Raw genomic sequence first — 15005 nt, 5'->3', positions numbered from 1 at the left:
TATTAACGGAAAGAGGTCAGAATTATGATCTTGAAAAATAAACCGGCGTTCCTGCTCGCAGCCGCACTGCTTGCCGGGATTTCGCCCGCCGCAGCGCAGTCGGCGCTTGCGGCATCAGCGGAAGTAGGGAATGCCGCCATATCCCCAGCGGCACAATCGGCAGCAGCTTCCATCCAGGAAAGTGCCGGGTCAGGGCTGAATGAACTGCGCCTAAAGGCCGGCAGCCGGAGAATCACGATTAATGGCGATGCGGAGGTCATTTTGCGGGCCCCTTATAGGGTAAACGGAACAACGATGGTTCCGCTTAGCGTATTTGCCAGCGCCTTTGGCGCCGACAGTCGGCTTGGCGACGGAGATGTGGTGAAGCTGACCATCGGGACCCGCAAGGTCACGCTGACGATAGGAAGTCCTGTGCTGTGGACGAATAAAGGGAAAAGCCGGATGGATGCTTCGCCGGCCATGGTCGGCGGTGTTTTGATGGTTCCGCTGCGTCCGGTGGCGGAAGGGTTTGGCGCATCGATATCCAGCTCGAATGGAGAAGTGGTGGTCAAGCTGTCTAAAGCCCTTAGCGGCCAGCCGGGAAAAGAAACAGCCGGGGACAATCAGTCCAGCCCGGCCATGGTAGGCAACAGCTATTACGGCTGGAGTATGGATAATCCGGGAGACCTGGTGGGCCAGGCCAGCCAGGATGAAAGCTCGGCTGTCTTCAGTGACCCGAACGGGAACTATTATTTACAGATTCATGTAGCGGGCGGGCAGCCGGACCAGGATGGAGCTGCGCTGCTGGACAATCTGGCAGAGGAAGTGAAAGCCAACCAGGAGACGGTTCTGCATGAAGAAGTAGTCCGGCAGGGCGATGTTTCTTACGCCCGAATGATCACCAGCGACGAAGACGGGATGCTGGCGGAAATACGCTCTTATTATAACGATCATAAGGTTTACCTGCTTTATTTTACGTTGGCTGATGCCTATGTCTATCAGGATTTCAACGCTTATGCCGGACTGCTGGATTCCTTCCGCACTTCCTATGATGCCGGCAGTTCACGGATCGAAGATTTGTCGCACGAGACGGACGGGCGGCACACGTTGTACAACGAGGTTTACGGGATCGGTGTGACACTGCCGGAGGGTTGGTCCAAGGATGACAATGGTACTGATTTTAACGGTCCGGATGGAGCAAGGGTTCGTTTCAGCGTGTCCTCGAATCCGGAAGGGCAGACGGCCGATAGCTGGGCAGAGCAGATGAAGCAGCGTTTGAACCAGTTGTATGTGCCAGCGGCATTGCGGGTTGAAGGGGTATCCCTGACGGAAGCATCGGACGAGAAAGCCGCTGTGCTCAAAGCCGAGGTCAACGCCGGGGACGGATGGAAGCCGGTTGACCAGGTCATGTGGGTGGTTGACGATTACCGATATTTTATGGAATACCAGGGACCGGTTCAGGCAGTGACCGGAACAGCAAGTGCTGCGAGCGACAGTGCCAATGCCAATTCAAATACCGGTGATACGGGGAGCGGCAATACCGGCGATGGTGAACAGGTGTCTGCAGACTCCGCGGATTCCACGTTTGACGCGATCCTGAATAGTGTGGATATTCCTTTCTCCGATATTGAAGATTATTACGGCAAGCTGGAAGACCGGGCGCTGGAAAGTGACTTGTCCAAAATGGTGATCAAATCGTCGGCCGCAAACGGGTTTACGATTCAGATTCCTCGCTATTGGACACCTGTGTTTGATCAATTTGACCAAACCAATGTCCAATACAGCTTCCCAGGCGGTAGCTTTAAGCTGGCGATGATCCAGACGGACGCTCCGGAACAATACCTGGGCAATTTGGCCGGCTCTTATGCGGCAGCAGCTTCCAGCGGCAGCGGTGTAACGGTATCCACCGATAAAACGGTGGTTTCCGGCACGCCAGCGACTGTTTTTACTCTGCATACAACTCAGGATGGTGTTCCGCTCACGAAACGGATTGTTGCCTTCAGCCACAAAGGAACCTTTTATCAGTTGACGTTTGCCCTGAACGACGCGAATGCGACAGATGAGCAGAAGACAGCGATGAGCAAGGTGGAGAAGTCGTTTAAGTTTGGTGAATGATAAGGATCATTTATTCCTAGAGCAGCATGACCCGGCTGATGATGGGCTTGTCAGCCGGGTTTTCTATTTCCCGCAAAACTTTGAAACAACTTTCTTCCACGATACCGCTGCCTTTGTGATACAATGTTCTAGTCTTTTTATTAACGGATGATTAAGCACTACTAGCAAGCGATGCAGGAGGACCCCGAAGAGATGAAACCATGCCCGTTTATTGCGGTAGAAGGAGCGATCGGAGCCGGCAAAACCACGCTGGCCACGATGCTCTCAGACCGATTCGATATTCCGCTTCTCAAAGAGATCGTGGAAGAAAATCCGTTCCTGGACAAGTTCTATCAGAACATTGAGGAATGGAGTTTTCAGCTTGAAATGTTTTTCCTGTGCAACCGGTACAAGCAGCTGGAAGACACCGGACTGCAGTACGTCTCCCGGCACCAGCCGGTCATTTCCGATTATCATATCTACAAAAATCTGATTTTCGCCCAGCGTACGCTAAAGGGCGTCAAGCTGGACAAATACCGGCAGATCTACCATCTGCTCACCGAGGATTTGCCAAAGCCGAACATTGTCATTTATATCCGGGCCAGTCTGGATACTCTGCAAAAGAGAATACAGATGCGCGGCCGGGAGTTTGAGACGGCGATTGATCCTGCTTATTTGCAGCAGCTGATCGAAGATTACGAGACGGCGTTTGCCGAACTGGCCGAGCGGGAGCCTGGGACCCGAATCATTACGGTGAACGGGGATGAAATGGATTTTGTGGAGCATCCCGAGCATTTTGAACATATCGCTGCCCAAGTAAAGGAGCTTTTATAAATGAACAAGCTGTACAACATTCCGGATGACGCGCTGATTACAGTTGCTGGAACGGTAGGCGTGGGCAAATCCACGCTGACGCAAGCCCTGGCGGACCGCCTCGGCTTCAAAACCTCCATGGAGAAGGTGGATCACAACCCTTATTTGGAGAAATTTTATCATGACTTCGAGCGTTGGAGCTTCCACCTGCAAATCTATTTCCTGGCGGAGCGCTTTAAAGAGCAGAAAGCGATCTTCGAAGCGGGCGGAGGTTATGTGCAGGACCGTTCGATTTACGAGGATACGGGAATTTTCGCGAAAATGCATGCCGACCAAGGCACGATGTCCAAAACGGACTACGAAACATATACCAGCCTGTTCGAGGCGATGGTAATGACGCCGTATTTCCCGCATCCGGACGTGCTGATTTATCTCGAAGGCGAGCTGCCGTCCATCCTGACGCGCATCAAGCTGCGCGGCCGCGAGATGGAGATCCAGACGGACGTCTCCTATTGGGAGCATATGCACGAAAGATACGCGAACTGGATTAACGAGTTTACCGCCTGCCCGGTTCTTCGCTTGAACATCGATGATTACGATGCCACCGATCCGGCTTCTTTGGATGAAGTGATCGCCAAAGTCAGCGCGATGATTCAGCAGTCAAGAGCGGAGCGGGGAAAGCGGGCAGAGGTTTAAATTCAAACATGCGGGGACGTTCGCTGAAAGTCTAATTGGCGGGATACAAGATTTGCAGTCCCTTGGTTGAGGTATATTTTTAAGTGTGCTAAGATAACAATAACTAAGGAGCCGTGCGGTTACACGACTCCCCGTACACTTACCGCTTTTAAAGAGCGGTCGGCTGTAGGATTTCGAAAAGCGACAGAAATAGACCGCTTCCTTTGTCCAGGGCGGTCTATTTCTTTGTGTTTTGAAAGTTTTTTGTCAGAGTGTGAGTATTGTTGGAAAAGCTAGAGTACCGCAGCAATGTCTGATAAAATAGATAAGTCCTTGAATTTAAAATTTTAAGGACTTACCGACACTGTATTGTAGCCTTCCGTTTTAAGGGAAAGTGAACCTAAATAAAGATTTTACCGGCGATGCCGGTTTTGGGAGGATATTCATTTGATGAGCAAGATTACAAGGCAAGACGTGGAGCTGCTGGCGCCGGCAGGCGATTGGGACTGCATGCGTGCGGCGGTGGCGAACGGGGCGGACGCGATCTTTTTTGGCGTCGAGAAGTTTAACGCCCGGGCCCGCGCGAACAATTTCCGGATGGAAGAGCTGCCGGAGATTATGGCGTTTTTGCACAGCTATGGGGTTAAGGGATTTTTGACGTTTAATATTCTGGTGTTCGAAGACGAGCTTGCGGATGCCAAAGAGCTGATCGACGCTTGTATTGATGCAGGTGTGGATGCGGTGATCGTGCAGGACCTTGGTCTTGTAAAAATGATTCGCGAAATCTCCCCGGATTTCCCGATCCACGGTTCCACACAAATGACGATCACTTCGCCAGAAGCGGTGGAATTCACCAAACCTTGGGGCATGGAACGTGTCGTGCTCGGGCGGGAAAACAACTTGAAGCAAATCAAACAAATCGGCGACCAGGCCAAACTTCCGATGGAAGTGTTTGTACACGGCGCCTTGTGTGTGTCTTATTCCGGTCAATGCCTGACCTCGGAAATGTGGGGCGGACGCTCCGCCAACCGCGGCGAATGCGCGCAGGCATGCCGTCTGCCGTATGACCTGATGGTCGACGGCGAGCAGAAGCCGATGGGCGATGTCGCCTACCTGCTGTCGCCAAAGGATTTGGCGGCAATCGATATTATGCCGGAGCTGATTGAAGCGGGCGTTACGTCTTTTAAAATCGAAGGCCGTCTGAAAAGCCCCGAATATGTAGCCAACGTGGTCAGCAAATACAGCAAAGCGATTGACCAGTATTTTGAAGGCAAGGGCGAACGGCCGTCGAAAGAGGAAATCCGCGAGCTGCAGCAGAGCTTCTCGCGCGGGTTCACGCACGGCTTCCTGGAAGGGACCAATAACAAGAAGCTTGTTGAGGGGACGTTCCCTAAGAGCCGCGGCGTTTATCTGGGACGTGTCGAGCAGGTGCTGCGAGACGGCGTTGTTTGTAAAATCGAGGCGCCGCTGAAACGCGGCGACGGGATTGTTTTTGACGCTGGCGATCCGACGAAGAAAGAGGAGGGCGGCCGCGTGTACGATCTTCGCCGCAAAGGCGTGAAGATCGAAGGCGAAGCCGGCGAAGGCTGGTTTGTCGACATTGTGGCCGGCAGGAATGACGTGGATCTTCGCCGTGTGCACGTGGGCGACCGGATCTGGAAGACCAGTGATCCGGCGCTGGACAAGCGGCTGCGCCAAACCTTCGAGACCGAGAAGCCGTACCGGGTATTCCCGGTACATGTGCGCGCGGTCGGTAATCCAGGGCAGCCGCTGATCACCTTCTGGACGGATGTCCAGAAGGGCACCACGGTGCGGGTCGATTCGGAGCTGGAGCTGGACATCGCGAAGAAGCGGCCCATGGACTACGAACTGCTCGAGGAGCAGTTCGGCCGCCTGGGCGGCACCATCTTCCAGCTGGAGAAGCTGGAAGTGGATCTGCACGGCGACGTGATCGTGCCGATGCGTGAGCTCAACAGCATCCGCCGCCGCGCTGTAGAGCAGCTTGCGGGCGAACGCCCGAAACCTCCCGTTTACACGAAACGGGAGATCGAGATCTTCGGCGACGCGGCTCCGTCCGCTGCGCCGGTACCGCTGGGCGGCGCGAAGCTTACCGCCCTCTGCCGCAGCCTGGACCAGGTGCTTGCTGCCGTGCAGACCAGCGTAGATTTTATCTACGCGGACTTCGAGTTCATCAAGCAGTTCCCGGCTGCGGTGGAAGCCGTTCATGCCGCGGGCAAGCAAATTGCGCTCGCTACGCCGCGCATCCATATGCCGGGCGAGAACGGCTACCACAACAACATCCTGCGTCTCAAGCCCGACGCCGTTCTGGTGCGCAACACCGGCGCGCTTTACTTCTATCTCCGCCACCGGCTGGAGAATCCGCTCGCGCACCAGCCGAAGCTGATTGGCGACTTCTCCTTGAACATCGCCAATCACAAAGCCGTGGAGCTGTTCCTGGAAGCGGGCTGCGACGTCGTGACTCCGTCGTACGACCTGAACATCCAGCAGATGGTCGATCTGCTGGGCAAGAGCCGTACGGAGCAGATGGAAGTGGTCATCCACCAGCATCTGCCGATGTTCCATACCGAACACTGTGTGTACTGTACCTTCCTCAGCGAAGGCACGGACTACACCAACTGCGGCCGTCCGTGTGAAGAACATCGCGCGTCCCTGCAGGACCGCATCGGCATGAGCCATCCGGTCCGCGTAGACGAAGGCTGCCGCAATACGGTTTACAACGCCATTGAGCAGTCCGGCGCGGAATACCTGATGAACTTCTTGCAGCTTGGCGTCTCCAGCTTCCGGGTAGAATTCCTGGAAGAAACGCCGGAGCAGGTGCAAGAGGTTATCGACCTGTACAACCGCGCTTTACGCGGCGAAATCAGCGGCACACAAGTATGGAAAACGCTCAAAGCCACTAATCAGCTCGGCGTAACCCGTGGCCAGCTGGTGAAATAATTATTTCCGGGGAAATTCGGCAAGTCTTGACGGATTGAACGAAAATATGAGCAAAAAGTAGAGTCTTCTGTTCCTTTTTAGGAGTGGAAGACTCTTTTTGTCTGTAAAATGGTAGGGTTACTTTTTCAAGTGCGCTAATTCGCCAAAATTTTAAAAATACTACTTAATTACGCCAAAATATGGATTGACGATTGTAATATATTGGAATAATATAGGTGTATGCAAATGTAATTATTTGTTATATGAGGGAGGTGGTTAATTAGGTGGTAGCTACAATTCAAGCTGAGTTGGAGCTTTATATGAAACGGGAAGGCTTAACAGTAAGTCGCTTGGCTGATAAGGTCGGCATCAATGCTGGAACAATCAGCAACATTTTGCACAGACACCGCACAATTTCTATTGCACAGCTGGACAGAATTACAAAAGCCATGGGACTGCCTGAAGGGGCTTATTACGAGTTGTTTTTGGAAGATTATTTAGCTGCATTCAGTTTGGATTGGCGCCGCATTGGCCCATTTATAGAACGCTGTGCTCAACTTAATAAACTTGATTTTATGCAGCAGGCCGCACGTCGAATTATGGACAACCTGTCTTATGCCGTTCCCTTGTTCGAAATGGCTGAGCAATTGTTTCGGGAGGAAAAGTGGCAAGCTGCCGCAATTCTCTATCAGACCGTAGCGGACAGTGAAAAGTATCAGCATTCGGAAAGGCTAGCACTGTGTCATTATAGGCAATTTCAGATGTCCATCTGTGATAATCAAGAGATTAATTTGCGAGCAGCCAGTAAATTTGAACCGTATTTAGAGCGATTAGAAGTTTCGGATCAACTTGATGCGTTAAAGATCCTAATTGATACTTACTCTTCGCTACACCGGTATGATAAGGTCGAAGAGCTGGCCGTAGAAATGGAAATGAAGGCCGAACTCTACTATAAAATCAAACATAAAAAAATCCACTCAAACGAATCTTACCGTGAGCCGTCCATGGCGTTGTTTGGCTATATTTTGTACTCATATCTGATGCGTGGAGTGGTCTGTGAATATCACGGGGATTTTAAACAAGCGGAATATTATGCAACGAAGTATGATAATCCGAAATGGGTTATGGAAAAAGACGAAGCCTCATTAAATGCCATGCAAAAATTCCATTTCTGGGCTACAGCAAACAAGTATCAATATAAAATGATGAGCGGAGATGAGAAATACATCCCGATCTTTGTAAATTACATTGCGGAAGCAGAAGAAGAGATTCTTCCTGGGTTGTTTAGGGTTATCGACTCAGCCAATAAATATAATTGGAATGTAGATTATTTACTAGAAAGATTTAACGCTTTGGTCGAGACGAATTTCCTAAACAAGGCTCCTATTACTTACAATAAACAAGTTTTAGATAATGAATTTGCCTACTTTCTTACTAATATCTCCGTCTATCATTTAAACAAAAGAAGATATTCTAAAGGTTTAAGTTGGTTATTCAAAAGCTTGACCTATTCAATCAAGATCAATAACAACGATTCTGTAATTAGGTCTATGTGTTTGTATGAGCGATTTCGTCATCATGCTTCTCCAAAGGAACAGCAAATCTATAAAAATATTATAAAAGAGGTGCAAAAACAAAATGAAAAAAACTTGGCTCTTACCGGTCCTTGTTATTAGTTTAGTTGTCTATTTAGGTTCTGCTCCTGTTGTTAACTCTATTCCAACAACCGGTGAAAAAGGTGGAATTGTCACCTTAGATAACGGAAACGGCGGCAACTGGGGAAGCTGGTAAACAGGAGACTCTTTCTGGAATAAGAACCCCTTTAGGTTTCTTACTATGAAGAAGTTCATCTCCAACAAAAAAGTACATCTATAAAGATAAAGAAGCCGACTAGGGATCTCTCCTCACAGTCGGCTTCTTTGTTTTATAATTATCACTTTAGAATCTGAACCAAATTATTAATTTGCTGCTCTTGAGAAGGGTCAGCCGCAAACAACTTGTCCTGTACGGCTTTGTCGCTGCCTCCGCTCTTTTTCAATGCGGCAAGATACCAGGTTGCTGTTTCTCTGTTGGCTGCGTCCGAGTAATCTTTGGTTAAACTCTTTTTCAAAGTAGCTGCAGCATCTGCGGCTTTACCTGACAAGAGCTGCATTTTACCTGCATTAAGCGCAATAGTAGGCGTAATAGAGAAAGGGCGTCCCTGAAGCTGTCCAGGCGGTAAGGTGGCCAGATGGGCAACCCCTTTTACAACATGCTGGTAAGCTTCAATACCGGTTTGGAAATACGATTTCTCTTTATCCGTATCACCTTGCCCTAATGCCTGATAGCCTAGCTCGAAGGACTGCGAAATCAATTTTTCATACCAATTAATGTCCCAGGCAAATTTATAGGCATTGTCCGCTAGCACCTTGTAGGCCTCGTCGGCCTGATTATTCAGGGTATAACCCGTCATCAACTGGTTGAGTAGATCCTGATTATAAGGTTCTTTCTTTAGAGCATTCATGAGCAGCGAATAGGCTTCATCATAATAGGTCTGCTGTTGAGTTTGCTTAAACACCGACTGATCCAGAGAAGCAGTATAAAGCACCGCATCCGGCTGATTAGCGCGGAGGTCTAAAGCTTTGGCAAAAGGAGCTTTAATCTCCTGGTAGTTCTTGCTTGTCTTAAGTAGATTTTGGCCTTCCGTAATATTATTGCTGGCAGCTACATAACGGATAGTAACAAAGATCAGCACAATGGAGGCCAGTCCCAATACTACTGAATAAATCGGTCGAACTGCTTCTGGGCTAACTTTAAATTTCCGCAACGGTTTGTTATGCATAGCTGCAGCCATGCCCCCAAGTCCGATAAAAACAAGCATACCGACAAACACAAAACTAAGATTAAAGTCCATAACACTGTGCAGCAGGATCGAAAGCACGAGTATGAAATAGACAAAATATGAATTCCGCTGTTCCTCATTGCTGTTGATAAACCCGCGGATATATTTGTAGAAGATAAATAGAATAAAAGCCATAAAAACAACAAAACCCAAAATTCCGACCTCAACCAGATACTGCATGAAAAAGCTGTGCGCCTGTCGGCTCGTATAAGGGTTGTTCTGGTATTCCTGATAAAGCGCAGCCCATGCTCCGCCCCCGGCTCCAATCACCGGATAATCTTTGACTACTTTAACCGCATCCCGGTAAAAAGTCAGACGTTCCAGCACACTGTGCTGCTGCAGGTTGATCGTTTCCAGACGTTCCCCGATATTCCCCGGCAGAATGTAGCGTGCACTGGTTCCGATCAGGATTACGGCAATGACAGCGACGCCTACGACGGAAACGATCGGCAGCCACAGGCTGGCCAGTTTGCGTTTGGCCCAACCCTGCAGGCCATTTTCCAGCTTAGGTGCAACGTAACGTTGGATCAGCCATATAAGCAGCGTAGTGACTATGTCCTAAATAAGTTGAAGAAGCGAATGATTTATAAGACTGAACTAAAAATTATTAAAGCTGCTCATAAATGTTTTGCCTCTTCGGTTTATTTAAAAAGCAATCTAATAAAATTAGGTAAAGAAAAAGTCGAACTTATTGAAAATGGAGTAGATTTCTCTCTCTTTGGCAATATTGCGAAAGACACTGAAGAATCCAGTGAAAGACCTGTACTTGGTTTTATCGGTGGCTTGAAACCATGGAAAATTGATTTTAATTTATTGCATGAGTGCGCAAAAAGAAAGCCTGAATGGGATATCATGCTCATAGGTCCGTCGTATGGAGAGATATCAATAGTTTATCAAGATCTATTGAATCTACCTAACGTTAAAATCCTTTCTGAAATTCCGCTCGAAAAAGTAGCAGAATATATTGCGTCGTTCGATGTTGGGCTGCTTCCATATTTGAATAATAAGTATAACCAAGGAGTATTCCCGCTTAAATTTTTTGAGTATTTAGCTGGGGGGTTGCCTGTTGTAGGATGTGGATTGCCGTCGACAATTCATTATGTGGAAAAACATATATACGAATATTCAGAAAATAACATAGATTTTTTTATTGAGGCTTGTCAGCGAGCTGTAGAGGACAGAAGGGTTTCTATTGACAGAAGAAAAAGTTTGGCCAGATCTGCTGATTGGAATCAGAAATTTGAGCTTATTTGGAACAACGTAAAATCTACATGATCAAGGAAGTGAAAGCAGTGGAAGACTTGTCGGTTATGTTTGTCAGTATTATTCTACCGGTATACAACCGGCAAGAAACGATCACGAGAGCTATTGAAAGCGTATTGAATCAAACGTTTCCTCATTTTGAATTGATTGTTGTAGACGATGCTTCAACTGATGCCACTTCAGAGGTTATAAAGAGGTTTGATGATGACAGAATTCGACTCATTAAACTTGCTGAAAATCTTGGGGCCAATGCGGCACGGAATGTTGGGATTAAAGAAGCCAAAGCGGAGTGGGTTGCGTTTCACGATAGTGATGACGTATGGATGCCACAAAAGCTTGAAAAGCAGGTAACTCTGGCTATACAAGAGAGAGCGGGCTCCGCGTCTATTATTTATACCAGTTTCCTGCGGTTTAAATCAGGGGAAACGGAATATATTCCAGCCAAGACGGGACAGGAAAAGCAAGGGAATATTCATAATCAACTGCTTCTTGGAAATTTCATCTCGACGCAAACTATAATGTTAAAAAAAGAACAATTAGAGGCTGTTGGATATTTCGATGAAACAATGCCAAGATTCCAAGACTGGGAAATAGCGCTTCGTTTATCCAGGCAATATGAGTTTCTTTGGTTAGATGAACCGTTAGTTCATGTCTTTTATTCTAATGAAAGCATATCCGCGGATAATAATAAGTTGCTGCAAGCTTATGAAATTATTTTTCAAAAACATCGGGATATGTTTGAAATTGCTGGCTCTTATTATTTGGCAAACCTTTTGTTTTCCTACGGTCACAATCTATTATTAGTTGGCGGTTATAAGAAAGGCAGGAAGCTGTTATTTCTCTCTTTGCTCCATAGGTTCTCAATGAAATCTCTGATTTCCCTCCTTTGTAGTTTTTTGGGACACCGTACTTATAAAAGATTGTATAGATACTTTAATACCATAAAGTAGAGTTACGGGAGGTCGGATAAATGAAAGCCATCATCCTTGCAGGCGGGACCGGTTCCCGCCTTTTTCCTTTAACCAAGGTAACCAACAAACATCTACTGCCCGTAGGCAAATATCCAATGATCTTTCACGCCGTACATAAACTTAAACAAGCTGACCTAAACGACATACTGGTCGTTACCGGCAAGGAGCACATGGGAGATGTGGTCAACCTGCTCGGTAGCGGCAGTGAATTAGGCGTGACTTTCACTTACAAGGTTCAAGACGAAGCTGGTGGAATTGCTCAAGCTTTGAGCCTTGCTGAACATTTTGTGGGCGACGAGCAAATGGTTGTCATTCTTGGCGATAATGTCTTTGTAGACGATATTACGCCTTATGTCCGAAATTTTGAGCAACAACAAACTGGAGCCAAGATTTTGATCCAGCAGGTTCCTGATCCAAACCGTTTTGGTGTTCCCGAAATCAAGGGAGATCAAATCATCTCTATCGAAGAAAAGCCGCAATCCCCCAAAAGCAATTACGCCGTAACTGGCATATATATGTTTGATAGCACGGTTTTTGATATTATTAAAACCTTGAAACCGTCTGCGCGTGGGGAACTGGAGATTACGGATGTGAATAACGCCTATATCGAACGCGGCCAGCTTACTTATGATGTGCTTCAGGGCTGGTGGACGGATGCCGGGACGCATGCTTCGTGGGCTAGAGCTAACGAATTGGCGCAGGATATTGTTTTTGGCGAAGAATTCGGCAAATTGAAACTTTAAGTGAAGGGGGAGTCCAACGATGAAAGTAACTCCTTTGAAGCTGGAAGGAGCCAGTCTGCTGGAGCCGGTGGTCCATGGGGACACCCGAGGTTTTTTTATGGAAAGTTACAACGAACAGGTATTGCAAAATAACGGTCTTAACTTTCAGTTTGTACAGGATAATCAGTCCTTATCGGCTCAGCCGGGTGTGCTGAGAGGCCTGCACTATCAGTTGAATCCTAAGGCGCAGACTAAACTGGTACGGGTCCTGTCCGGTGCTATCTATGATGTTATTGTGGATGTACGCCGCAGTTCACCGACATTCGGACAGTGGCAGGGGTTTATCTTAAGTGAATTTAATCAGCGTCAGCTGCTGGTGCCGAAGGGTTTTGCGCACGGCTTCTGCACGCTTGTTCCCAATACCCAAGTCATGTATAAAGTGGACGAATATTATTCCCCCGAAAATGATCGTGGCATATTATGGAATGACCCTGCGCTTGGCATTGATTGGCCAACCTCCAATCCGGTTTTGTCGGAGAAGGACCAGCGGCATCCGCTGCTGCAGGACGCGGAACTGAATTTTGACTAATCGATGAATGTGAATGAGGGGGACCTATTCATGAAACTGCTTGTCACCGGCGGCGCCGGATTTATAGGCAGCAATTTTGTGCTTTATATGTTGAAGGAGCATCCAACCTATGAAATCATAAATGTGGATGCTTTAACTTATGCGGGCAATTTGGAGAATTTAAAATCCATTGAAAGCCACCCGAACTATACCTTCGTTAAGGCGGACATTCAGGATGCAGCGGCGATGGATGCACTCTTCCAGCAGGGAATCGATATAGTGGTTAACTTTGCAGCTGAATCGCATGTGGATCGGAGTATTTTGGATCCCGGGATATTTGTGACAACCAATGTTATGGGGACTCAAGTGCTGCTTGATGCAGCGAAAAAGTACGGGATTACAAAGTTCGTGCAAGTATCGACGGACGAAGTATATGGTACTCTAGGAGCAACCGGCCTTTTTACTGAGGAAACACCCCTAGCTCCAAATAGTCCTTATTCGGCTTCCAAAGCTGGTGGGGATTTGCTGGTGCGGGCTTATCATGAAACATTTGGCCTTCCGGTGAATATCACCCGCTGCTCCAATAACTATGGTCCGTATCAATTTCCTGAGAAGTTAATCCCGTTAATGATTACCCAGGCGCTGAATGATCAACAGCTTCCGGTCTATGGGGATGGTCTTCATATTCGTGATTGGCTCTATGTGGAGGATCACTGCAGCGCGATTGACTTGGTCATCCATGAAGGTGTAAACGGCGAGATCTACAATGTTGGCGGCAATAACGAACGGACGAATATTCAAATTGTAAAAACGATCCTGGCAGAGCTCGGCAAACCGGAGTCGTTGATAACTTTTGTTAAGGACCGTCCCGGTCACGACCGCAGGTACGGCATTGACGCTACCAAGCTTACGAACGAGCTCAGCTGGTCACCCAAACATAATTTTGAGAGCGGGATTAAAGAGACGATTCGATGGTATTTGGACAATCAGGAATGGTGGACCCGAATCCAATCGGGTGCTTATCAAACATATTATGAAAAACAATATGGCACCCGTCTCGGTGATCAGCCATGAGGATACTGGTAACGGGTGCTGGCGGACAACTCGGCAGGGATGTCGTTTTAACCTTTTCGGCTGCCGGCCACTCCGTTCTTGGATGCGATCGTGCGGAGTTGGACATCACCAGCCAGGAGCAATGTGAAGAAGTGATCGGCCGGTTTAAGCCGGACGCCGTTATTCACTGTGCAGCTTATACGGCGGTGGATGCAGCCGAAAGTGATATAGATACGGCTTATCTGGTAAATGCGGTAGGGACGCGAAATGTAACGGTTGCGGCTGAGAAAATCGGGGCCAAATTGATTTACATTAGCACGGACTATGTTTTTGATGGTCATGCCAAGCAGCCTTATCAAGAGTATGATAATACGGATCCTCAGTCGGTTTACGGCAAATCCAAACGGGCCGGGGAAATGATGGTACAAAGCTTATCTTCCCGGTATTTTATCGTGCGTACCTCCTGGGTTTATGGCTTGTACGGCCATAATTTCGTCAAAACGATGCTTCGTCTGGCTCAGGAAAAACAGCTCCTTCAGGTCGTCAATGACCAGAAAGGTTCGCCGACCTATACAGTTGATCTCGCAAACTTCCTGCTTGAACTTTCACACACGGAGAAATATGGCATCTATCATGCGTCAAACAGCGGTTCCTGCACTTGGTATGAGTTTACGAAAGCCATTCTAGAGGACGGGGCGGAGCTGGCGGGATTAACTTTTACAGCTAGACTTGAGCCTTGCACTACCGAGCAGTTTCCTCGTCCCGCTCCGCGCCCAAGTAATTCGGTGCTGGAGCATCTTTCGATTCGTACAAACGGGTTTCAGGATCTTCGCCATTGGCGGGAAGGTTTGAAGGACTTTTTGCGGCTTATGAAGGCTGAGTCTAATGCTTGAAAATGGAATGGAAGATTCTAATGAAGGTAACACCTCTCCGGTGATTTTGCCCCTGAATATAACGATAAGGGGCCAGGTCACTCGGTTGGGGTGTTTTTCGTATATAATGAAGAAGAGTAAATATCAAATTCGTTACAATACTATTTTTAAAATAAA

Annotated in this window: 12 protein-coding genes and 1 pseudogene; 11 read left to right on the top strand and 2 right to left on the bottom strand. The window is 48.0% G+C overall.

Annotated elements, in window-relative coordinates; all coding sequences use genetic code 11:
- Positions 1 to 24: 24 nt before the first annotated feature.
- The 5 genes from AWM70_RS16890 (at position 25) to AWM70_RS16870 (ending at position 8174) form a co-directional block, all read left to right on the top strand.
- Positions 25 to 2094 carry a copper amine oxidase N-terminal domain-containing protein gene (locus tag AWM70_RS16890; protein ID WP_068698336.1) on the top strand — a complete coding sequence of 690 codons (2070 nt, stop codon included), beginning with the start codon at positions 25 to 27 and terminating at the stop codon, positions 2092 to 2094.
- A 192-nt stretch (positions 2095 to 2286) separates the two neighbouring features.
- On the top strand, positions 2287 to 2907 hold the full coding sequence (locus AWM70_RS16885) for a deoxynucleoside kinase (RefSeq protein WP_068698334.1): 621 nt from the start codon (positions 2287 to 2289) through the stop codon (positions 2905 to 2907).
- Positions 2908 to 3582 carry a deoxynucleoside kinase gene (locus tag AWM70_RS16880; protein ID WP_068698332.1) on the top strand — a complete coding sequence of 225 codons (675 nt, stop codon included), beginning with the start codon at positions 2908 to 2910 and terminating at the stop codon, positions 3580 to 3582.
- A gap of 429 nt (positions 3583 to 4011) precedes the next feature.
- The gene (locus AWM70_RS16875; RefSeq protein ID WP_418303175.1) at positions 4012 to 6519 is read left to right on the top strand and encodes a U32 family peptidase; all 2508 of its coding nucleotides are present in this window, start codon (positions 4012 to 4014) and stop codon (positions 6517 to 6519) included.
- Positions 6520 to 6782: 263 nt separating this feature from the next.
- Entirely contained in the window at positions 6783 to 8174 is a 1392-nt protein-coding gene (locus tag AWM70_RS16870) for a helix-turn-helix domain-containing protein (RefSeq protein ID WP_083180381.1), read from the top strand.
- 257 nt (positions 8175 to 8431) lie between these two features.
- Here AWM70_RS16870 and AWM70_RS16865 read toward each other — a convergent pair whose 3' ends face one another.
- Together AWM70_RS16865 and AWM70_RS24350 are read right to left on the bottom strand one after the other, a co-directional pair.
- On the bottom strand, positions 8432 to 9559 hold the full coding sequence (locus AWM70_RS16865; protein ID WP_169823463.1) for a tetratricopeptide repeat protein: 1128 nt from the start codon (positions 9557 to 9559) through the stop codon (positions 8432 to 8434).
- Between the two features lie 12 nt (positions 9560 to 9571).
- Positions 9572 to 9826, bottom strand: a pseudogene (locus AWM70_RS24350) (polymerase); the annotation flags it as partial.
- Here AWM70_RS24350 and AWM70_RS16860 point away from each other — a divergent pair.
- The 6 genes from AWM70_RS16860 to rfbD are packed head-to-tail and all read left to right on the top strand — an operon-like array spanning position 9710 to position 14849.
- Positions 9710 to 10654 (top strand): glycosyltransferase, encoded by a 945-nt coding sequence (locus AWM70_RS16860; RefSeq protein ID WP_068698326.1) that lies wholly within the window; start codon positions 9710 to 9712, stop codon positions 10652 to 10654. The pseudogene AWM70_RS24350 and the gene AWM70_RS16860 overlap by 117 nt on opposite strands.
- A complete protein-coding gene (locus AWM70_RS16855; RefSeq protein WP_237167739.1) occupies positions 10651 to 11592 on the top strand; it encodes a glycosyltransferase family 2 protein in 942 nt (313 codons plus the stop codon). Before AWM70_RS16860 ends, AWM70_RS16855 begins: the two co-directional genes overlap by 4 nt.
- Before the next feature lie 20 nt (positions 11593 to 11612).
- Positions 11613 to 12356, top strand: coding sequence for a sugar phosphate nucleotidyltransferase (locus AWM70_RS16850; RefSeq protein WP_068698324.1), 744 nt, complete (start codon positions 11613 to 11615; stop codon positions 12354 to 12356).
- Positions 12357 to 12375: 19 nt separating this feature from the next.
- Positions 12376 to 12924: a dTDP-4-dehydrorhamnose 3,5-epimerase gene (gene rfbC / locus AWM70_RS16845; RefSeq protein WP_068698322.1), complete on the top strand. Its 549-nt coding sequence runs from the start codon at positions 12376 to 12378 to the stop codon at positions 12922 to 12924.
- Positions 12925 to 12954: 30 nt separating this feature from the next.
- Positions 12955 to 13977 (top strand): dTDP-glucose 4,6-dehydratase, encoded by a 1023-nt coding sequence (gene rfbB / locus AWM70_RS16840; protein WP_068698320.1) that lies wholly within the window; start codon positions 12955 to 12957, stop codon positions 13975 to 13977.
- Entirely contained in the window at positions 13974 to 14849 is an 876-nt protein-coding gene (gene rfbD, locus AWM70_RS16835) for a dTDP-4-dehydrorhamnose reductase (protein ID WP_068698317.1), read from the top strand. Before rfbB ends, rfbD begins: the two co-directional genes overlap by 4 nt.
- Positions 14850 to 15005: the final 156 nt, after the last annotated feature.

Source organism: Paenibacillus yonginensis, assembly GCF_001685395.1.
GTDB classification, from domain to species: Bacteria; Bacillota; Bacilli; order Paenibacillales; family Paenibacillaceae; genus Fontibacillus; species Fontibacillus yonginensis.
The sequence above is the reverse complement of the archived record's forward strand: the minus strand, read 5'-3'. Positions and strand labels throughout refer to the sequence as shown.

What these genes read in the sequence shown, in the direction of transcription:
- AWM70_RS16850 (WP_068698324.1), top strand. Translation starts at nt 11,613, where the DNA reads ATGAAAGCCATCATCCTTGCAGGCGGGACCGGTTCCCGCCTTTTTCCT.
- AWM70_RS16880 (WP_068698332.1), top strand. Translation starts at nt 2,908, where the DNA reads ATGAACAAGCTGTACAACATTCCGGATGACGCGCTGATTACAGTTGCT.
- AWM70_RS16855 (WP_237167739.1), top strand. Translation starts at nt 10,651, where the DNA reads ATGATCAAGGAAGTGAAAGCAGTGGAAGACTTGTCGGTTATGTTTGTC.
- rfbC (WP_068698322.1), top strand. Translation starts at nt 12,376, where the DNA reads ATGAAAGTAACTCCTTTGAAGCTGGAAGGAGCCAGTCTGCTGGAGCCG.
- AWM70_RS16865 (WP_169823463.1), bottom strand. Translation starts at nt 9,559, where the DNA reads ATGCAGTATCTGGTTGAGGTCGGAATTTTGGGTTTTGTTGTTTTTATG.
- AWM70_RS16875 (WP_418303175.1), top strand. Translation starts at nt 4,012, where the DNA reads ATGAGCAAGATTACAAGGCAAGACGTGGAGCTGCTGGCGCCGGCAGGC.
- AWM70_RS16885 (WP_068698334.1), top strand. Translation starts at nt 2,287, where the DNA reads ATGAAACCATGCCCGTTTATTGCGGTAGAAGGAGCGATCGGAGCCGGC.
- AWM70_RS16890 (WP_068698336.1), top strand. Translation starts at nt 25, where the DNA reads ATGATCTTGAAAAATAAACCGGCGTTCCTGCTCGCAGCCGCACTGCTT.
- rfbD (WP_068698317.1), top strand. Translation starts at nt 13,974, where the DNA reads ATGAGGATACTGGTAACGGGTGCTGGCGGACAACTCGGCAGGGATGTC.
- rfbB (WP_068698320.1), top strand. Translation starts at nt 12,955, where the DNA reads ATGAAACTGCTTGTCACCGGCGGCGCCGGATTTATAGGCAGCAATTTT.